General features: G+C 72.8%; 18 protein-coding genes. 6 read left to right on the forward strand and 12 right to left on the reverse strand.

Annotation, left to right across the window (positions count from 1 at the left end):
* Nucleotides 1-11 precede the first annotated feature (11 nt).
* Genes NI25_RS24410 through NI25_RS24420 form a run of 3 tightly spaced genes read left to right on the forward strand, consistent with a single transcriptional unit; the run spans nt 12 to nt 3340 of the window.
* Complete coding sequence (locus NI25_RS24410) at nt 12-1391, forward strand: DUF445 domain-containing protein (protein WP_061447078.1); 1380 nt, start codon at nt 12-14, stop codon at nt 1389-1391.
* A 28-nt stretch (nt 1392-1419) separates the two neighbouring features.
* Nucleotides 1420-2928: an MFS transporter gene (locus NI25_RS24415; RefSeq protein ID WP_061444483.1), complete on the forward strand. Its 1509-nt coding sequence runs from the start codon at nt 1420-1422 to the stop codon at nt 2926-2928.
* A gap of 52 nt (nt 2929-2980) precedes the next feature.
* On the forward strand, nt 2981-3340 hold the full coding sequence (locus NI25_RS24420; protein ID WP_061444484.1) for a VOC family protein: 360 nt from the start codon (nt 2981-2983) through the stop codon (nt 3338-3340).
* A gap of 46 nt (nt 3341-3386) precedes the next feature.
* On the opposite strand, the gene NI25_RS24425 is transcribed toward NI25_RS24420, so the two are convergent.
* The gene (locus tag NI25_RS24425; protein WP_061444485.1) at nt 3387-3689 is read right to left on the reverse strand and encodes a hypothetical protein; all 303 of its coding nucleotides are present in this window, start codon (nt 3687-3689) and stop codon (nt 3387-3389) included.
* Nucleotides 3690-3860: 171 nt separating this feature from the next.
* On the opposite strand from NI25_RS24425, the gene NI25_RS24430 reads away from it, so the two are divergent.
* Nucleotides 3861-4745, forward strand: coding sequence for an alpha/beta fold hydrolase (locus NI25_RS24430; RefSeq protein WP_061444486.1), 885 nt, complete (start codon nt 3861-3863; stop codon nt 4743-4745).
* A gap of 112 nt (nt 4746-4857) precedes the next feature.
* Nucleotides 4858-5331: a carboxymuconolactone decarboxylase family protein gene (locus tag NI25_RS24435; protein WP_061444487.1), complete on the forward strand. Its 474-nt coding sequence runs from the start codon at nt 4858-4860 to the stop codon at nt 5329-5331.
* Nucleotides 5332-5380: 49 nt separating this feature from the next.
* Here NI25_RS24435 and NI25_RS24440 read toward each other — a convergent pair whose 3' ends face one another.
* The 9 genes from NI25_RS24440 to NI25_RS24485 form a co-directional block, all read right to left on the reverse strand.
* A complete protein-coding gene (locus NI25_RS24440) occupies nt 5381-6607 on the reverse strand; it encodes a cytochrome P450 family protein (protein ID WP_061444488.1) in 1227 nt (408 codons plus the stop codon).
* Nucleotides 6608-6618: 11 nt separating this feature from the next.
* Nucleotides 6619-7851, reverse strand: a complete 1233-nt coding sequence (locus NI25_RS24445) for a cytochrome P450 (protein ID WP_061444489.1) — start codon at nt 7849-7851, stop codon at nt 6619-6621.
* Complete coding sequence (locus NI25_RS24450) at nt 7848-8396, reverse strand: GTP-binding protein (protein ID WP_078884897.1); 549 nt, start codon at nt 8394-8396, stop codon at nt 7848-7850. The genes NI25_RS24445 and NI25_RS24450 overlap by 4 nt, the downstream gene beginning before the upstream one ends.
* Nucleotides 8397-8544: 148 nt before the next feature.
* The gene (locus tag NI25_RS24455; RefSeq protein ID WP_061444490.1) at nt 8545-8898 is read right to left on the reverse strand and encodes a DUF742 domain-containing protein; all 354 of its coding nucleotides are present in this window, start codon (nt 8896-8898) and stop codon (nt 8545-8547) included.
* Entirely contained in the window at nt 8895-9335 is a 441-nt protein-coding gene (locus tag NI25_RS24460; RefSeq protein WP_061444491.1) for a roadblock/LC7 domain-containing protein, read from the reverse strand. Before NI25_RS24460 ends, NI25_RS24455 begins: the two co-directional genes overlap by 4 nt.
* 2 nt (nt 9336-9337) lie before the next feature.
* On the reverse strand, nt 9338-10879 hold the full coding sequence (locus NI25_RS24465; RefSeq protein WP_061444492.1) for an ATP-binding protein: 1542 nt from the start codon (nt 10877-10879) through the stop codon (nt 9338-9340).
* A 523-nt stretch (nt 10880-11402) separates the two neighbouring features.
* A complete protein-coding gene (locus NI25_RS39490) occupies nt 11403-13178 on the reverse strand; it encodes a hypothetical protein (RefSeq protein ID WP_061444493.1) in 1776 nt (591 codons plus the stop codon).
* Nucleotides 13179-13800: 622 nt separating this feature from the next.
* Nucleotides 13801-14373 carry a GNAT family N-acetyltransferase gene (locus NI25_RS24480; protein WP_061444495.1) on the reverse strand — a complete coding sequence of 191 codons (573 nt, stop codon included), beginning with the start codon at nt 14371-14373 and terminating at the stop codon, nt 13801-13803.
* Nucleotides 14374-14534: 161 nt separating this feature from the next.
* Nucleotides 14535-15983 (reverse strand): MFS transporter, encoded by a 1449-nt coding sequence (locus NI25_RS24485; protein WP_061444496.1) that lies wholly within the window; start codon nt 15981-15983, stop codon nt 14535-14537.
* Nucleotides 15984-16086: 103 nt separating this feature from the next.
* Between NI25_RS24485 and NI25_RS24490 the strand changes: the two genes are divergently transcribed.
* On the forward strand, nt 16087-17031 hold the full coding sequence (locus tag NI25_RS24490) for a helix-turn-helix transcriptional regulator (protein WP_061444497.1): 945 nt from the start codon (nt 16087-16089) through the stop codon (nt 17029-17031).
* A 14-nt stretch (nt 17032-17045) separates the two neighbouring features.
* Here NI25_RS24490 and pabB read toward each other — a convergent pair whose 3' ends face one another.
* The gene (gene pabB, locus NI25_RS24495; protein WP_061444498.1) at nt 17046-19148 is read right to left on the reverse strand and encodes an aminodeoxychorismate synthase component I; all 2103 of its coding nucleotides are present in this window, start codon (nt 19146-19148) and stop codon (nt 17046-17048) included.
* Complete coding sequence (locus NI25_RS24500; RefSeq protein WP_061444499.1) at nt 19133-19864, reverse strand: 50S ribosomal protein L11 methyltransferase; 732 nt, start codon at nt 19862-19864, stop codon at nt 19133-19135. Before NI25_RS24500 ends, pabB begins: the two co-directional genes overlap by 16 nt.
* Nucleotides 19865-19986: the final 122 nt, after the last annotated feature.

Here is a 19986-nt window from a genome sequence, read left to right on the forward strand (position 1 = left end):
CGGTGGAGCGGATGGAACGCACGAAAGCGGAACTTCCTGCGGGTGCGGGGGACAGAGGTGGTTCCGGGGGCACCGGGACGGGCGCAGGGGAGGACGCCGGCGGCGCGGGTGCGGTCCGTGACCGTGCGATGACGTCGTTCAGCCCGGCCGACGAGATCAAGCGCCGCGGCGTGCGCCGGATGAAGCTCACCGCGACCGGCCTGCTGCTCTTCGTCGCCGTGGTCTACGTCCTGTCCGAGTGGGCCTCCCACCGCGGCGCGGGCGCCTGGGCGGGCTATGTGTCGGCCGCCGCCGAGGCCGGCATGGTCGGCGCGCTCGCGGACTGGTTCGCGGTCACCGCGCTCTTCCGCCACCCGCTCGGCATCCCCATCCCGCACACCGCGATCATCCCGAAGAAGAAGGACCAGCTGGGCGTCTCGCTGGGCGAGTTCGTCGGGGAGAACTTCCTCTCCGAGGCCGTCGTGCGCCACCGGCTGCGCGCCGTCGGCATCGGCAGCCGCCTCGGCGCCTGGCTCGCCGTGCCCGAACACGCCGACCGGGTGACGGCCGAGCTGTCCGCCGCCCTGCGCGGAGCCCTCACCGTGCTGCGGGACTCCGACGTCCAGGCGGTGGTCGGGGAGGCGATCACGCGCCGGGCCGACGCGCAGGAGATCGCGCCCGGCATCGGCAAGATGCTGGACCGGGTCGTCTCCGACGGCGGTCACAAGCGCGCCGTCGACCTGATCGTCTCCCGCGCCCACGACTGGCTGATCCTGCACGGCGACTCCGTGATGGACGCCGTGCAGGGCGGGGCGCCCGGCTGGACGCCCCGGTTCGTGGACCGGAAGATCGGCGACCGGGTCTACAAGGAGCTGCTGCGCTTCGTCACCGAGATGCGCGACATGCCCGCCCACCCCGCGCGCGGCGCCCTGGACCGCTTCCTCACCGACTTCGCCGCCGACCTCCAGTCCGACACGGAGACCCGCGCGCGCGTGGAGCGGCTGAAGACCGAGGTGCTGGGCCGCGGCGAGGTCCAGGACCTGATCGCGTCCGCCTGGACGGCCGTACGGTCGATGATCGTCTCGGCCGCGGAGGACGAGCGCAGCGAGCTGCGGCTCAGGGTGCGTGCCTCGCTGCTGTCGCTGGGCGCCCGGATGGCCTGTGACCCCAAGGTGCAGGCCAAGGTCGACGGCTGGGTGGAGGGCGCCGCGGTGTACGTCGTCACCACCTACCGCAAGGAGATCACCTCGCTGATCACCGACACGGTGGCGGGCTGGGACGCCGAGCACACCACGAAGAAGATCGAGGCGAACATCGGCCGCGACCTCCAGTTCATCCGCATCAACGGCACCGTCGTCGGCTCGCTGGCCGGGCTGCTGATCTACACCGTCTCCCGCATCCTGGGGGCGTAACCCCGTCCGCCGCGGGCACTCCCACGCCATGACAGGAGAATCGCCGGCGTCGGTGCCCGCCTCCACCGGCACGGTCACCACGGCCGTCCCCGCCCGACTGGACCGCCTGCCCTGGTCGCGCTGGCACTGGATGATCGTGATCGGCCTGGGCACCGTCTGGATCCTGGACGGCCTGGAAGTCACGATCGTCGGCAACGTCGCCGGGCGGATCGCCGAGGACGGCAGCGGCCTGGACATCAGCTCCGCCCAGATCACCGGCCTCGCCGCCGCCCTGTACGTGGCCGGCGCCTGCTCCGGGGCGCTGTTCTTCGGCTGGCTGACCGACCGGCACGGCCGCAAGAAGCTGTTCATGATCACGCTGGTGGTCTATCTGGCGGCCACCGCGCTGACCGCGGTCTCCTTCGAGTCCTGGTGGTTCTTCCTCTTCCGCTTCCTCACCGGCTTCGGCATCGGCGGCGAGTACGCGGCGATCAACTCCGCGATCGACGAGCTGATCCCGTCCCGCTACCGGGGCCGGGTCGACCTCATCATCAACGGCAGCTACTGGCTCGGCGCGATCGGCGGCGCCCTGCTGTCCATCGTGATGCTGGACACCGGCATCTTCGCCAAGGACGTCGGCTGGCGGCTCAGCTTCGCGCTCGGTGTGGTCCTGGGCCTGGTGGTGCTGCTGGTGCGGCGGCACGTACCGGAGAGTCCACGCTGGCAGTTCATCCACGGCCAGGGGGAGAAGGCCGACCGGCTCGTCGACTCCGTCGAACGGGAGATCGAGCGGGAGAAGGGTGAGAAGCTGCCGCCGCCCGCCGGTGAGATCACCATCCACCAGCGCAAGTCCATCGGCTTCGGTCTGATCGCCAGGACCGTCTTCGGCCGCTACCCGCGCCGCGCGGTCCTGGGTCTGTCCCTCTTCATCGGCCAGGCCTTCCTCTACAACGCCATCACCTTCGGCTTCGGCACCATCCTCATCACGTTCTTCGACGTGCCGACCGGCAGCACCGGCTACTACTTCGCCGTCATCGCCGCGGGCAACTTCTGCGGACCGCTGGTGCTCGGCCCGCTCTTCGACACGGTCGGCCGCCGGATCATGATCTCCGGCACCTATCTGCTCTCCGGCCTCCTGCTCTTCGGCACCGCCTGGCTCTTCGACCGCGGCTCGCTCACGGCGACGACCATGACGGCCTGCTGGTGCGTGGTGCTGTTCTTCGCCTCGGCGGGCGCGTCCAGCGCGTACCTGACCGTCTCCGAGATCTTCCCCATGGAGACCCGCGCCATGGCCATCGCCTTCTTCTACGCCCTCGGCACCGCCGCCGGCGGTATCAGCGGCCCGCTGCTCTTCGCCGACCTGACCGAGTCGGGCGTGGTCGGCGACACGGTCCTGGCCTTCCAGATCGGCGCCGGCCTGATGTGCGCGGCCGGCCTGGTGGCGGCGTTCCTCGCGGTGAAGGCGGAACGCCGCTCGCTGGAGGACATCGCGGAGCCGCTGTCGGCGGCGGCGCCGGACGCGCCCGGAAACGCGGGCTCCGGCGCGAAGACCGCGTAGCGTCGCCCCCGCAGGCCCGGTCCGACCCGGCACAGACGTCGAGGAGCCCCCGATGAGCATCCGCAGGATCGTCCCGAACATCCACGTCGAGGCCGAGGAGCAGTGGAACACGAGCAGGGACTTCTACGGCCTGCTCGGCTTCGAGGAGGTCATGGACATGGGCTGGGTGACGACCCTGGCCTCCCCGTCCAACCCCACCGCCCAGATCAGCCTCTTCACCGAGGAACGCACGGCGCCCGTCGTCCCCGACCTGAGCGTGGAGGTCGAGGACGTCGACGCGGTCTACGACCAGGTCGCCGCGTCGGGCGCCGAGATCGTGCGGGAGCCCCGGGACGAGGAGTGGGGCGTACGGCGCTTCTTCGTCCGGGCCCCGGACGGCCGGGTGATCAACGTGCTGACCCACCTGACCTGAGCCCCTTTGCAGGCCGGCGGTCCCGGCCGGGCCGGTGCCGTGCCGCTCAGGCGCGCCGGTCGGCGACCGCCCAGGAGGCCAGCGCCACGGCACCGGCCACGCCGAACACGGCGGGCCAGGCGCCCACCTTCTTGGCCAGCGGGTGCGACCCCGCGAACCCGGCGACGTACGCCGCCGTCAGCGCGCCCGCGGCCTTCCCGCCCGCCCGCGCCCGCCACTGCTGCGCGGCGGCGGCCCCGGCGACGGCGAGCACGGCCCCGCCGAGCTGCCGCTTCTTCGTCCAGCGGGCCACGCCGTACCCGCCGACGAGACCGCCCGCGGCGACCGCCGCGCTGGGAACCTTCGCCATCTCTGCCTCCTGCACTGCCGCACCGGTCCCGGTCGAACCGATGTCCGGCGCACCGACTTGCCGGGTTCAGGCTAATCCCCGCCCCTTTCGGCCGAACACCGAGCCCTGATCGCGACACTCGCGGGTATTCGTCCCGTTGGGGTAGCGGGAAGACGAGCACCGGAGGAGACGATGACCACGCAGCGCCCCGGCACCTGCGACCGGCCCCGCCCCCGGACGCTCACCGTGGACGGCGCCCGTGTCGCCTGCTGGGAAGCGGGACCGCGGGACGCCGAGCCCGTACTGCTCCTGCACGGCTACCCGGCCGACCACCACTGCTGGCGCCACCAGGTCCCGCCCCTGTCGGACCGGTACCGGGTCATCACCCCGGACCTCCTCGGCTGGGGCGCGTCCGACCGGCCGTTGCACCTGTCCTTCGACTACGACACGGAGGTCGCCCGGCTCGGCCGGCTCCTGGACGCGCTGGAGCTGGACTCGGTGAACCTGGCCGGCCACGACTACGGCGGCTTCCTCTCGCTCGGCTTCGCCCAGGCCCACCCCGGACGGGTACGCAGGCTGGCGATCCTCAACAGCCGGGCGCAGGGCACCTTCACCCGTCGCTGGTACGCCCTCTTCAGCCTGCTCGGCCTCGTCGGGCGCACCCCCGCCCTGCACCGTCCGGCGACGCGCCTGCCCTACGCCGCCCTCCACCGGCGCGCCTTCGCCCCGCTCGTACGCGCCGGACGGCTGGAGCCCGGCGTCCTGGACGGATACGTCGACTGGATGGCCACCCCCGAGGGCAGCCGCTGGCTGCTGCACTACTTCGGCGACTACCGCACCCCGCCCCGCCCCGAACTGCGCCGGGGCCTGCGTGACCTCGCCTGCCCGACGGCGGTCGTCTGGGGCGGCGCGGACCCGTATCTGAGCCCGGCCATCGCGACCGAGCTGGCCGAGACCGTGCCCGGCGCCGAACTGACGCTGCTGGACGACGCGGGCCACTGGGTGACGGACGAACGCCCGGACGCCGTGACGGCGGCGCTGGGCCGGCTGCTGGAGCGACCGACCCCGATCGGGTGAGACGCAGGTCACATGCGAGAGCCGCCGCGGCCTGTCACATCGCGCCGCCGGCATCCGTCGTAGCTGTGTACGACCAAGAAGCCAGTCAGGCAACGATGGAGAGGAACCCGTCATGGAAGCGCGTCTCAACATGTTCGCCAGCCCGCTCGCCGGCAAGATCCTGCGCCACATCAACTCCGCGGGCAAGGCCGTGTCCGACTCGACGCTGCCGGCCACGACCCAGGAGCTGGTCAAGATCCGCGCCAGCCAGATCAACGGCTGCGGCTTCTGCCTCGACATGCACACCAAGGACGCCGCGAAGGCGGGGGAGACCTCGCTGCGCCTCAACCTGATCGCCGCCTGGCGGGAGGCCAAGGTGTTCACCGACGCGGAGCGCGCCGCCCTGGAGCTGACCGAGCAGGGCACCCGCCTCGCCGACGCCTCCGGCGGCGTCACCGACGAGGCCTGGGCGAACGCGGCGAAGCACTACGACGAGGAGCAGCTCACCGCCCTCGTCGGCCTGATCGCCGTCATCAACACCTACAACCGCCTGAACGTCATCACCCAGCAGCCGGCCGGCGACTACGAGCCGGGGATGTTCGGCTGAGGCGCGGTCCCCGGACGGCACCCCCGGTACCCGGTCCCGCGCCCGCCGCTCAGCCGGCGTGCAGCAGGACCGGGAGCCGCTGGTGGCCGTTGCTGATCAGCGAGGGCACGGGCGGCAGCTCCTCGGCCGGGTCGGCGAGACGCAGGTCCGGGAAGCGGCCGAAGAGGCTCTCCAGCGCGAGGGTCACCTCCATGCGGGCCAGCGGCGCGCCCAGGCAGAAGTGCACGCCGTGGCCGAAGGCCAGGTGCTCCTTGACCGTGCGGGTCGCGTCGAAGGTGTCGGCGTCCCTGTGCCAGTCCGGGTGCCGGTTGGCGGCGGCGTACGAGGCGAGGATGGCCTCCCCGCGGGCGATGGTCCGCCCGTCCGGCAGCGGGATGTCGGTGACCGCGTACCGCAGCGGCAGGTGCTTGACCGCCGGTTCGTGACGCAGCGTCTCCTCCACCACGTCCCCCCAGGTGGCCTCGCCCTTGCGGACCAGGGCGAGCTGGTCGGGGTGGGTCAGCAGGGTGTGCACGGCCTGGTCGATGACGTTGACGGTGGTCTCGTAACCGGCGCTGATCATCAGCAGCAGGGTGTCGCGCAGCTCCTCGGGGGAGAGGCGGTCGCCGTCGCCCTCGTCGTCCCGCGCGGCGATGAGCAGCGACGTCATGTCGTCGCCCGGCGTCGCGCGCTTGGCCGCGATGAGCTGGTCCAGGACCCCGTACAGGCCCGCGGTGTTGGCCTGCGCCTCGGCCTGGTCCAGGGTGGTGTCGAAGACGCCGTCCACGACGGCGCGGAAGCCGTCGCGCTGGTCCTCGGGCACGCCCATGAGATGACCGATCACCGCGATGGGCAGCGGGTAGGCCAACTCCTGCCGCAGATCGACCGGTTCACCGGCGGGCAGCTCCGCGAGCCGGTCGACGAGAGCGGTCACCATCGTCTCGACGGCCGGCCGCATCGCCGCTATCCGGCGGGCGCTGAAGGCGGGCGCCACCAGGCGGCGCAGCTTGCGGTGGTTCGGCCCGTAGGCGGTGAACATGTTCTCCACCGCCACCCACAGCGCCAGCGGCCAGGTGGTGACGACCTCGCCGAAGGCGGGCCAGTGCGCCCGGGCGTCCTTGGACACGTCGGAGCTGGTGAGTAGCTGTTTGAGGAGGGCGGGATCGCTGACCGACCAGGCCTCGACGCCGAGGACGTCCACCCGAGTGGCCGGGCCGCGCTCCCGCAGGGCGCGGTGCTCGGCGTGGTGATCGGCGCCGGAGGGGTCGAGGACGAGGACGGGCTGCTGGGGCGCCATGGCCTGGCTCCTTAGTGTGCGGCGGGCTGAGCGGCGGGGAAGGTGACGGGCAGGGATTCGAGGGCGCGGTGGAACGGGCCGGGGCGCCAGGTCAGTTCGGCGAGCGGCCGGGCCAGGTCGGTCTCCGGCAGTGCGTCCAGGAGGTGGGTGACCGCGGTCTCGGCGATCAGGTAGGCGTGCGAGCGGGCGGGGCAGGTGTGCGGGCCGGCGCTCCACGCCAGGTGGGCGCGGTTGCCGCCGAGCCGCCCGCCGGGCACGCCCTCGGTGAGGGCCGGGTCGTTGTTCGCGGCCGCCATCGAGATCACCACCGGCTGGTCGGCCGGCAGCAGCACGCCCTCCACGTCGATGGGGTACGGCGGGTAGGAGATGCAGTAGTTGGCCATCGGCGGGTCGGTGTAGAGGACGGCGTCGAGGGCGTCGCGCACCGTGGACAGCCCGGCGTGCAGGTCGGCGGAGAACTCGTCGTCGGTGAGGATCTTCAGGATCGTGTTGCTGATCAGGTTGGTCATGGGTTCGATCCCGGCGCCGTAGAGCGTGACGAGCTGGTGGCTCATCTCCTCGTCGGTCAGCTCGACGGGGTGCTGGGCCAGCCGGGACGTGATGTCGTCGCCGGGGTGGGCCCGGCGCAGGGCCACCAGGTCGGACACGGCCCGGGCGAGGATCACGTTGCCCTGCTCGGCGTTGGTGGTGTCGAAGATCTTCGCCATGCCGTCGGCGATGCGCTGCCCGATCTCGTCCGGGCAGCCGAGCAGCGCGCTGAGCACGCTGAAGGCGATGGGGAAGGAGTACTGGGTCAGCAGGTCCGCCGACCCGGCCGCGCGGAAGCCGTCGATGGCCCCGTCGGCGACCTTCTCGACCAGGGCGCGCAGCCCGTGCTGGTCGACCTGGTCGATGGCGTGGGTGTTGGCCGCCCGGTAGCGGGCGTGCTCGGCGCCGCCCGAGCGCAGCGCGTTGGGCCGCCACTCCATCATCGGCCGCACCGGGCAGGTCGCCGGGATCAGCTTCTCCCAGGCGCGCGGGTCGGCCGGGAAGTGCAGCGGGTCGTTGAGGATGCGGCGGGCCTGGTAGTAGCCGATCACCAGGGTCGCGGGCACCCCGGGCGCCAGGTCGACCGGGACGAGCGGGCCGTGGGTGCGGCGCATGCTCCGGTAGGCGGCGTGCGGGTCGGCGGCGAACTCCGGTGTGTACAGGGCGATAGGGCCCGGGGGACCGGCGGGCGCGGGCTCGGCGGAGGGCAGCGTCATCGGCGGGACTCCAGGAGGGCGGCTGAACGGTGCTCGGAGAGGTACTCGGTGAGCGTGATCAGGGCGTGCAGGGAGGAGGTGCGGTCGCGGGCGTCGCAGTACGTCAGGGGCGTGGCCGGCTCCAGGGCCAGCGCCTCGCGCAGTTCGGCCTCGGGGTAACTCGGCGCGCCGGGGAAGGTGTTGATCGCGACGGCGTACGGAATGCCCGCGCTGTCGAGCAGTCCGAGGGCGTCGTGGGAGGCGTCGAGATCGCGTGTGTCGGCCAGGACGAGACAGCCGAGGGCGCCCTCGGCCAGGTCCTCCCACAGCGGCTGGAAGCGGGCCTGCCCCGGCAGCCCGAACAGGTACAGGGCGAGCCGGCCGCCGGCCATGTGGATGCGGCCGAAGTCCATCGCCACGGTGGTCGTCGTCTTGTGCGGGGTGCCGCGCAGGTCGTCCACACCGGCGCTGGCCTGCGTGATCGGCTCCTCCATCCGCAGCGGCCGCACCTCCGAGACGCTGCCGATCAGCGTCGTCTTGCCGACGCCGAAACCGCCCGCGACCACGATCTTGGCCGACCGGGTCACCGTGGCGGGGACGTAGGTGACGGACCCGTCGGCCCGGTCGGTGCCGTGGGCCCGCTCGGCGCCTTCGGCCGGGGTGGACTCGTCGGGCCGGGTGGACTCGTCGGTCCGGGTGGACGCGTCGGTCCGGTCAGACCATGGAGCGAAGTCCACGGAGTACCTCCTGCAGCAGGTCGAAGTCGGGCTGGTCGTCGGTCGCGTCGACCGGGCTGGCGAGGTGGCCGGAGTCCATCAGCGAGGAGACGAGGATGCGCACCGTCGAGGGCGGCAGCTCCAGCGCGGCGGCGATGTCGGCGACGGCCAGGCCGCCGTCCGCGCCGGCGAACAGCCGCATCACCCGCCGGGCGTCCGGCCCGAGCGTGTCCGTGGGGGCGGTCGCGGCGATGACCACGCTCTCCAGGCGCACGTCGTCGCGCGCACGGATCCGGCCCCCGGTGCGGACGTAGGGCCGGACCATGTCGGGGTCACGCCGCGGCCCGCTCATACCGGTGAGCCGCCGTCCGCGGCCGGAACCCGCGCCTGGACCGGCACGCGCTCCTCCGTGGCCAGCTCGTGCCCCACCCGGGTGGCGAGGCGCACCATGTGGTGCGAGATCAGCCCGACGTCGGCATCGGGGCCCGTCGTGCACACCGACAGCATGGTGTTCTTCGCGGCGGTGGTCGTCAGCCCGATGCAGCCGACCGACTCGATCAGCAGCTGCCGCATTCCCGAGCCGCCGGTGAACTCGTCCCAGGCCTTGCCCGCCGCGCGCAGCGCCGCCGTCAGCGCGGCGAACTTCTCCCCGTCGTCCTGGCCGATCGTCTCGGTGCGGGCCTTCAGCAGACCGTCGCTGCTCATCAGCACGGCGTACCGGACGCCCTCGACGCTGCCGAGTTCCTGGTCCAGCAGCCAGCCCAGGCCGTTGGTGTGTGTGTCTTGCACGATCAGTTTCCTTCGTCGTCAGCGCCGTCGTGGGGGGTGGGGTGGGCGGCGGAGGTGCGGATGGCGTCGGCGGAGGTCGGCGAGGGCCGCTCGCCCTCCCGGCCGCTGCGGGTGCCGGCCGCCCAGGCGGCGGCGACGGCGGGACGGCCGGGCTCGGTGTCGTCGGGAGCGGCGGGGCGGCGGCGCGCGGGGGCGGGCGCGGGGGAGCGCCGGCGGACGGTGAGGCCGCTGGCGGTGGTGGCGGGCGAGGGGGCGGGCGGGGTGGGGGACGACGCGGCCGGCTCGGGTGCTGGTGCCGGTGCCGGTGCCGGGGCCGGTTCGGCGTCGGGCGCGGCGGGAGCCGTGGTCACCGCCCGGCCCGGGGCCTCCTCCGCCGCCTGCGCCACCGCCTTCGGCGGCAGCGCCCGGGACACGGCCTGCGGCACCGGCTGGGCCGCCGCCGGGTCGACGATCAGGTTCTTCGGCAGGACGACCATGGCCCGGGTCCCCTGGTAGATGTTGGGCGCGGTCAGCTCGACGCGGAAGCCGTAGTTCTCCGCCAGCAGCGAGGCCACGCGCAGCCCGGTCTGGGGATGGGCGCCCAGGCGGGTGATGTCGTCGCGCTGCTCGCCGGACATCACGTCGCTCGCCCACAGCAGCCGCTCGTCGTCCATGCGCAGCCCGGCGTCGTCCACGATCAGGAAGCAGGCGTGGTGCCCCTGTTCCAACGAGACGTGGACGCTGGCGGCGGGCGGCGAGTAGCGCAGCGCGTTGTCCAGCAGTACGGCGAGCGCGTGCACGACCGCCTCCACGGCGCGGCCCTCGACCACCACGGACCCCATCTCGGGGTGCTTGATCCGCTCGTACCCCTCGATCCGGCCCATGGCCGCGCGCACGATGTCGGTCAACGTGGTGGCCGGCCAGCGCCGGGACAGCTTGTCCCCGGCGAGCACGGAGTACCCGGACGCCGTGAGCAGCATCTGCTGCGTCAGGTGGTCGATCTCCACGAGCGTCGCGTACGCCTCGTCCGAGATGTGCCGCCGTACGCCGTGGCTGACGGCCCGGCCCAGCTTCGCCGCGCGGGCCACGACGTTGTTGGCGAAGCCGCGCACGGCGGCGCGGGCCACGCCGACGGATTCCTGCCGTACCTGTGCGATCCGCCGCTCGGTGTCCTGCCGCGCCTGCTCGGCGGCGTGGGCCGCGGCCTGTTGGGCGGCCGTCCGTTCCTGCGCCCGCACGTCCCCCACCGCCGCGGCCACCGCGCCGGGCACGGCACGCAGCCGCTCGGCGAGCGGCGTACCGTCGAGCTGCGCCGGCACGGGAAGTCCGCCGCTCTCGGGGCCCGCGCCGCCGTGCCCGCCCTTCGCCACCGCCGGGATCACGGTGGACGCGAGATGCCCCACGCACTGTTCGGCGGCGACGAGTTGCAGGGTGAGCCGGTCGGCGTGCTCGCGCAGCTGCTCGGCCCGGCGCCGGGCCTGCTCGCCCTTGCGCCGGAAGTACCACGCGGCCCCGACTCCGGCCGCCGCCAGCACGGCGGTGGCGGTCACTATCAGTTCAGTCATCAGGTCCTCACGGATCGGAAGCCGTCGGTGTGGGCGAGGGTGGCCGAGGCGGGACGGCGCGCGGGGGCGGGGTGCCGTCCGGCCCGATGACGACCAAGCTCAACGAGCCGGAGCGGACCGGTGTCTCCGAAGGGCGCTTCGGGCTGCGGAGTCAGCAGCGACGCGGGCGACGGCGAAGGCGCACGACATGGATCTCCCGGGAACACGCGAGGGCCGGTACGAGCAGGGGTGCCGCGACGCGGACTCGAAGCGGGACGGGACACGGCCCGACCACCTCGAACTCCCGTATCCGCGAACGGCGTTCGACGTACGGGAAGCGACACTACCGCTTGTGCTCACGGGTCGTGGCAGCCTCGTGACCACGAGCCGGGGACGTCGGGGGTTTGACGCGAAAAATGCCCGAATGGCAGCCGAACGCCTTTGGCTGGAAAGGGAGTTGGCTCGGAGGGTGACGTCTTGGTAGGAGCGGTCCTGCGGTGGCTCGGCCGACGGCCGCCTCGCGCCCTCCCGGCCGCCCTCCCGGTCACCCCGAGGCCAGCTGCTCCGCGATCTCCTTGATCCAGCCGGCGGTCTTCTCCGGATCGTTGAGGCTCTCCGCCCATGCCTCCGGCTCCAGCTTGTGCTGGGCGGGGCCCGCCTTGAGCGCGACGAGCAACTCCCGGGCGGACTGCCGGATCTCGGGCGTCGTGTCGGCGCTCCCCGGGATGTCGGGACCGGCCGCGAGACCGTAGATCTTGCGGGCCATGGCCTGGCGTTCGCCCTTCGACACCTTCTTCCAGATCTTCAGGGCGTGCTTCAGCGAATCCTTGCGGGACCAGGCCTCCTCCGGCTGCTCGCCCTCCGGCGCCCAGCGCTCGGGGTGGCGGACCTCTTCGTAGCGCTTCGTGGCCGCGCGCCCCGCCTTGTACCCGGCCACGCCGAGAATGAGACCGGCCCCCACCGCCGCCGCGATCCAACCACCCGGGTTGCTGCCCAGCACCCCCGCCGCGGTGACCGCCGCCACGATGCCGCCCGCGGCCTTGGCGGGCTCGCCCACCACGCCGCCCATGGTCTCCTTGCCGATCTTGGCGAGCTGCTTCTTCTTCGCGTACTTCTGGGTCCCGCTCAGGGTCTGCGTGTCCTGCACGGCACGCCGGTAGGCCGCCGCGGCGCTCCCGGCGCGCTCGTACTCCTCCCGGATGGCGTCGAAGGCCGCCTCGGCGGCGGGGTACCACTCCCGGGCCGGCCGCCCCTGGCCGGCCTCCCTGACGGCGTTCAGCCGCGCGAACGCCGCGTCGACCCGCTGCGCGGCCTGGTCCGACTCCTCCCGCAGCCGGGCCAGCAGCTCCTCGTGGACGGCGCCCGGGTCCCCGAGCTGCTTGATCCTCCGGTACTTGCGGGTCGCTCCCCCGACCTTGCCCGCGGCCCGGGCGCCCTTCCACAGGCCGGTGACGGCACTGAAGACGCCGCTCACCTCGGCGGCGGTCGCCGCGTCGGCCGCCGCCTGGACCTTGGTCGCCTCCTTGGCGACGGCCGCGCCGTAGCCACCGGAACTGGCGGTGCCGACGACCGCGTCCGCTCCCTTGGTCCGGGCCTTCCTGTTCGCCGTGTGGTGCGCGGCACCGGTCCGCTTCTTCCTGGCGTCCTTCAGGTTCTTGAGCGAGTCGTAGGCGTTGACCACGACACCGGTGACCTCGGTGAGGAGGTTCCACGACCCGGCGGCCGTGCCCGCCGCGGCCGCGTCGTGCTTGAGGGCTCCGTCACCCGCCGCGGTGGCCACCTGGCCGAGGCCGGCGCTGGTGGGGGACTGGGCCCCCTTGGCCAGGTTGTCCACGGGGTCGAGATTCTTCTTGAACCGGTCCAGCAGCTCGGCGGCCCGCTTGACCAGCTCGTCCGCCGACCTCGCCGCGGCGGCCGCCTCCGCCTCCGATTCCGGTTCCGGCTCCCTGGCCGTCTCGAAGGTCTCCGGGGTGCCCGGCCGGGACGTCTCGTGGCTGTCCGGCGTGCCCGGCCGGGCGGTCACGAAGCTGTCCGAGCCGTCCGAGCTGCCCGACCGGGCCGTCACGAAGCTGTCCGGCGTGCCGGGCCGGGACGACTCCGCGGATTCCGGTGCCCGTTCCAAGGTCGCGTTCCGCACGCGCTGCACGGCGGCGGCCGCGGCCCGGTTGCCGACGCTGGACTGGAACCGCAGGAAGGCGTGTTCCGCCGAACGCCCCGACGGACTCCCGGCCCCGCCCGCGTCCCGTTCCCGACGCTGCCGGGCCGAGGCCGACGTGGCCACGGACGGCCGGGGCGAGGTGTGCTGGACCGGGGTGCTCATGGACGTGCCTCTCCTGCTGCCGGACCGGGCCAGGCGAAGCTAGCCGGGAACCGCGAACAACAGGGGTGCGGCAGGCGAACACCGCACGGACGCACGCGGAACGCGTCAAGATCACGCAGGCGGCACCTCGCCGACCTGCCCGGACACCGTGATCGGCGGTACCCGGGCCCGAGGGACGGGCGGGCGGTCTCCTCGCGCCCGCGCTTCACGCCGTCACCCGATGGCGTACGCCGGGCAAGCGATCTCGAACGCCACCGGCCCGATCAGACCGCCCCGATTCCCTCGCGGCCTGCGGGAAGCGACGACGGTCGCCACCCGGCCGGGCGTCGCCGGGCCGTGACGCACCCTCACCGCGTCACGGGTCCGGCTCACCGCGGCGGAGACCTCGCTCCCCGCCGCGGAGCAGCTCACCCCTGCGTCCCGTCCGCTGTCCGCTGTCCGCCGTCCGCTGTCCGCCGTCCGCTGCCAGCCGTCCGGAAGCGGGGCGGGGACGGGCCCGCCCCCCTCGCACCCGCCCATCACCGTCGTAGCAGCGCGTATCCGCCTCCACGGCACGGGACTGGAAACATCCCGAAGCGGTGCGGTCCCGAGGGCCGTTGCCGGAGACGGACTCGCGGCCCCCTCAGCGGACGGGCACCGGAGCGGTCGACGCCCGCCACTCCCGCCTGAGCAGCCCGTACACCCACGAGTCGGACACGTCGCCGTTGACGACGCAGTCCTCCCGCAGCGTCCCCTCCCGCACGAACCCGGCCTTCTCCAGGACCCGGGCGGACGCCGGGTTGCGCGTATCGACCTCCGCCTGCACCCGGTTCAGGTCCAGCGTGTCGAACGCCCACCCCAGCAGGGCACGCGCGGCCTCCGTCGCGTAACCGTGCCCCCACATCGCCTCGTCGAGGCAGTAACCGAACGACGCACTGCGGAAGACCGGGTTCCACTCGGCGAGACCGCACCAGCCGACGAAGGCCCCGTCGGACACGCGGTCGACGGCCACCCGCGCGCCGGTGCCCTCGTCCGCCAGCTTCCGGCACGTCGCCAGGAAGCGCTCGGCGCGGGCCGGTTCGGTCCACGGCGGGGAGTCCCAGTAGCGCATCACGGAGGTGTTGCTGTGCAGGGCGAAGAGAGGATCCGCGTCGGCGGCGGCGAAGGGACGCAACCGCAGCCGTTCGGTCCGCAGCACGGGAGTGGTCAGAGACATGCGCCTCATCCTGCGCCACCACGGGCCGGCCGGGCACCGAATTTCCGGTCCGCCCGCGGCAGGGCCGTCTCCGGCCGGCCCGGCGGGCCGCCCGCCCCGGCCCGGGTCGCGCGGCGGGCGAGCGCCCGACCCGTCACGACGGCGGGCGGCCCGCCGGGACCTCAGCGGCCGTGCGGCAGCTTCAGGGCCGCCGCGGAGCTGAGGAGCGCCCCGGCCGTGACGATCATCGAGGTGATGAAGATGGCGTCCGCGGCCGCGCCGGCCCCCGCGCCGTCGGCGGCGCTCAGGTAGACGCTGCCGTACGTGGCGACGCCGAGGACCTGGGCGACCTGGGCCCCGGTGGTCATCACACCGCTGGCGTCCGCGGCGTCGGCCGGCTTCACCTGGGCCAGGGCCACGGTCAGCAGCGGGCTGGTGATGTAGCCCATGCCGATACCGACGACCAGCTGGAGGCCCAGGAGGCCCGCCCCGCCGTCGCCGCCGGAGCGCATGGCGAAGCCGATGCCGCAGTACCCGAGGGCGGCGACCAGGCAGGCCACGGCGATCATCGGCCGGTGCAGCCGTGCGGGCACCTTCTGCCAGGTCAGGCTCCCGCCCGCCACGCCGAGGGCGAGCGGCGCGAAGGTCAGTCCGGTGCGCGTGGCCGACTCGCCGAGCGCCGTCTGCATGTGCTGGGAGAAGGCGAAGAGGAAGCCCGCGTACCCCGCCATGGTGAAGAAGTTCGCGGAAGCACCCGGGACGAGTCCGGGCGTCTTCAGGACCCTCCCCGGGATCAGCGGATCACCGCCACGGCGCGCGACCGCCCGCTCGGTGAGGGCGAATACGGCGAACATGGGAACGGAGACGATCAGGGACACCTGCATCCACAGCGGCCAGTCCTGGTCGTGTCCCATCACCAGCGGCACGACCAGCAGCAGCAGGGCTGCGGTCAGCGTGACCAGGCCGGGGATGTCCAGGGACTTGGGGTGTGCGGGCCTGCCCGGCGGCAGCAGGCGCAGGCCGGCGATCAGCAGCACCGCACCGATCGGCACGTTGATCAGGAACACCGGACGCCAGCCGGTGCCGAACAGGTCCGCACTGACGAGAACACCGCCGACCACCTGGCCGACGACGACACCGAGACCGATGACGGCGGCGTACAGGCTCAGCGCGCGGGCGCGCGCGGCACCCTCGAACGTGAGCTGGATCAGGCTGTAGACCTGCGGCATCATCAGCGCCGCCCCGACGCCCTGGACCACGCGCGCCCCGATCAGCAGGCCGGCGGTGGGGGCGAGTCCGCAGGCGAGGGAGGCCACGGTGAAGGTGACGAGGCCGAACAGGAACGCGGCACGGTAGCCGTTGCGGGCACCGAGCCGGGCGCCCGTGACCAGCAGCGTGGCGTACGCGACGGTGTACCCGGAGACGATCAGCTGCAGCGCCGAGCCCGTGGTGTCGAGGTCGGTGCGGATCGTCGGTGTGGCGACGTTGACGATCGTCGAGTCGAGCAGGGCCATGAAAACCGAGCCCAACAGCACGACCAGCATGAGATTGCTGCGGCGCCGCTCTGCGGAGGGGGTGGCGGTGGGTTCCGCGGGAGCCGAGTCGGCCCGCGTGCTTGTCGTCTCGCTCATGACCACGATGGTCCAGGTATCAGGATCCGGGTACCAGGTACGCGTTCATCCCGGTACCGGGAGTATCCGTCTACGGCGCGGAAGCGTCCTGCACACTGGAACGATGGCGCGGAGCGATCTGGAGCACGACGGCGGTACACCGGACGAAGAGGTCCGACGGCGTGCCGCACTGGGGGAGTTCCTGCGACGCCGGCGCGAGCGGGTCGCCCCGGAGACGGTGGGCATCGCACGGGGCACCCGGCGGCGCACGCCGGGCCTGCGCCGGGAGGAGGTCGCCCAGCTCTCCGGGATCGGTGTCGCCTGGTACACCTGGCTGGAGCAGGGACGGCGGATCAACCCCAGCGTCCAGGTGCTCGACGCGGTCGCCCGTACGTTGCTGCTCGACGAGACGGAGCGCAACCACCTCTACCGGCTCGCGGCGGTCCCCAGCGTGCCGGAGAAGGCGATGCCGGCCAGGTCGCAGCCGCCGGAGTACCGGACCATCCTGGAAGCCCTGGCACCGCTGCCGGCGACCATCGTGACGGCTCGCTACGACGTCCTCGCCTTCAACGACGCCTACGCCGCGCTCGACCCGGGTCTCGTGCTGGTACCGCCGCAGGAGCGGAACGTGCTGCACCACCTCTTCACCGCCCCGGAGCACGTCCAGCCCCTCGTCGAATGGGAGCGCGAAGTGTCCTTCATGGTCGCCCAGTTGCGCGCCGCCTTCGGACGGCGCCTGGGCGACCGGGAGTGGACCCGGTTCATCGACGGCCTCTGCGCCGCCAGTCCGCGGTTCGCGGCGCTGTGGGGCAGGCACGAGGTCGCCTCGTCGGAGGCGCGGCGCAAGTCCTTCTGGAGCGTGGACGGGGACGAGCTGCACCTGGTCGCGAGCGGCTTCGCGGTCGCCGCGGCGCCGGACACGAAGCTGTGGATCTACACGCCCGACGACCAGGACACCACCCGGCTGATCGACGCCCTCGTACGGCGCTACCGGAAGGCCGGAGCCGCGGAGCTGCTGCGCCTGGGCGCCCGTTCGGGGCGGGCCGGCGGACCACCGCGGGGAGCGTGACGACGACCGGGCTCTCAGGTGGACGTCGGCTGCCTCTGGCGCCCGGGGAACTCCGCCCCCGTCAGGGTCAGCAGCGGGGCGGACTTGACCGCGGTCTCCTCGAACTCGGCCTGCGGGTCCGACAGCGCGACGATCGCTCCGCCGATCCCGTAACGGACCCTCCCCGGGGTGAGAACCGCCGTTCGGATCACCACACTCAGATCCGCGGCACCGGACAGCGAGAAGTACCCGATCGCGCCCGAGTAGACGCCGCGGGGCCCGCCTTCGAGACGGTCGACGATCTCCATGGTGCGAATCTTGGGCGCGCCCGTCATCGATCCCGGCGGGAAGGAGGAGCGCACGCAGTCCACGGCCGTACGGTGCGGGCGCAGCCGGGCCCGCACCGTACTCACCAACTGGTGCACGGTCGCGTACGTCTCGACGTCGAAGAGCCCGCTGACCTCCACCGAGCCGGGCTCGGCGTACCGGCCCAGGTCGTTGCGCACCAGATCGACGATCATCAGGTTCTCGGCGCGGTCCTTCTCGTTCGCCCTCAGCTCCGACACGATCTCCGCGTCCTCGTGCGGCGCGGCTCCACGGGGCCGGGTGCCCTTGATGGGCCTGGACTCGGCCACGCCGTCCGCGCTCACGCTCACGAACCGCTCGGGCGACGTGCTCAGCACCGCCATGTCCCCGAAGCGCAGCAGCGCCGCGCAGGGGGAGGGGCTGGCACGTCGCAGGGTCCGGTACGACACCCAGGGGTCCAGATCGAGATCGGCCTCCGCGAGGTTGGTCAGGCATATCTCGTACGTCTCACCGGCGGCGATCTCCTCCTGGCAGGCGTCGATCAGCTTCAGGTACGCATCGTGGTCGTGCCGCAGCCGGACGGGAGCAGTCGCGGCGGCGACGGGGAGCTCCCGCGGGGAGACTCCCGCCAGCGCGCGCAGGGCCTGCCGGGTGTCGCGCAGCCAGGAACGAGCCGGCGCCTCGTCGCCCTGCTCGGCCAGCGCCAGCAGATGGGTGGTCCCGGTGGCGTGGTCGAGTACCACCGCGCGGTCGGCGAACACCAGGACGGCGTCGGCGTCCTGCGAGCGGTGCACGTTGGTCGCGCCGCACTGGGCCTTCAGTTCGTAGCCCAGATAACCGACCCACCCCAGCGTGAAGTCGAAGGGGAGGGAGGGCAGTTCCGTCCTCGTCGCCCGCAGGTCCGCGTCGAGCCAGTCGAGGAAGTCGCCGCTGACCATCTGCGTGCCCGTCGCGGAGCGCACCTCCACCGTGCCGCTCCAGACGTCGGCCCTGGCGACGCGCGCCAGCGGTCCCGAGGCGTCACCCATGAAGGAGAAGCGTCCCGCACGGTCGTCCGGCCTGCTGCTGTCCAGCCAGAAGGCGTGGTCGCCGGAGCCGAAGAGGTGCTCGAAGACCACCTCGTCGACCCACCGGGTGGGTACCGCCTCGGTCAGCACCCGCAGCCGGCGCGGTCGCGCCGCCGGGGGACGGGCGGAGCGAGGGAGCGCCGGTGCGGACGGCCGGAAGGGCTCCGGTGCGGTGCCGCGTTCCGCATGCCAGGAGCGGCTCGCCGCGACGAAGTTGGCGAGCAGTTCCTTGCCGTACTCGGTCAGTACCGACTCGGGGTGGAACTGCAGGCCCCAGATGGGGCGGTGCCGGTGACGCAGCCCCATCAGTACGCCGTCCGGCGTCCACGCGACGGCCTCGAGTTCGTCCGGCAGGCTCTGCACCGTGAGCGAGTGATAGCGCACTGCTTCGAAGGGCGAGGGGATGCCGTGGAACAGGTCACTGCCGTCGTGCAGCACGGGCGAGGTGCGGCCGTGCCGCGGTTCGGGGGCCCGTCCGACCACCCCGCCGTGCAGCAGCGCGACGCCCTGGTGCCCGAGGCAGACTCCGAGCACTGGTATCCGGGCGTGGCGCACGACGTCCGCGCACAGGCCGAAGTCCGCCGGGCGTTCGGGGCTGCCGGGCCCCGGCGAGAGGACCACCTGGTCGAACTCCGCGAGGCGCGAGTGATCCCAGCCGGGTTCGTCGTTGCGGATCACGACGGGTTCGCATCCGCTGACCTCGGTCAGGTAGTGGTACAGGTTGAAGGTGAAGGAGTCGTAGTTGTCGATCAGGAGCGTTCGCACGGATTCGCTGTCCCTGTGATCTCGTACAGGATGTGTTCGACGGACTCCGCGCCCTCGCGGACCGTCCGGCTGCGCAGGACCCGCAGCCGCCGACCGGACTCCTCGGCGAGCCGGTGCAGGACCGGGATGTCGCCGCGGTCGCTGAAGTGCAGCAGAACCCGGCCCCCGGGGGCGGCGTGCAAGGCGGCCTCGGCGAGGTAGCGCCGGTGGGTTCGGTAGCCGGGGTCCACGTACGCGCGTTCATGGATCGTGGTGGGCCGGTATCCGGGCGGCGCCAGGACGAAGTTCGAGTGCCAGTAGACGGTGTCGAAGCGTTCGGCGGGGCCGACTCGGCCGAACAGGTCGCTGTGCACCGCCGTCACGCGGTCCGTGACGTGGTGCCGGTGCGCGTTGAGGGCGGTGTTGCGCACCGCCTGCTCGCTGACGTCGACGGCGGTCACCCGGTCGCAGCCGGCCAGGGCGGCGGACACGGCGATGATGCCGGTGCCGCACCCGATCTCCAGCAGGGAGCCGCGGAGCAGCGGGGTCCCGCCGGGCTCCGTGAGGCCGAGCAGGTCCATGGCCACACCGGTCGAGGGCGAGAAGGGTGGTGCGAACACACCGTCCAGGAGGTCCCAGGTGCGGTCCGCCATGGTGAAGGTGCGCGGCCGTTCGGGATGGTGCAGGGACGCCCGGCTGCGTTCGAGCGAGCGTATGTAGCTCTGGATGTTCGACATGTTTCCCCCGTTTTCTGATGGAGGCCGTCGCAGACCATGACGGCTCCGGGGACATGTTTTCCCGGTCGGCGACGCCGTGGAAGGTGGGGGCACCACCCTCTGCGGCCTACGAGATGAGGGTG

It is taken from the genome of Streptomyces sp. CCM_MD2014, from assembly GCF_000772045.1.
GTDB lineage: Bacteria > Actinomycetota > Actinomycetes > Streptomycetales > Streptomycetaceae > Streptomyces > Streptomyces salinarius.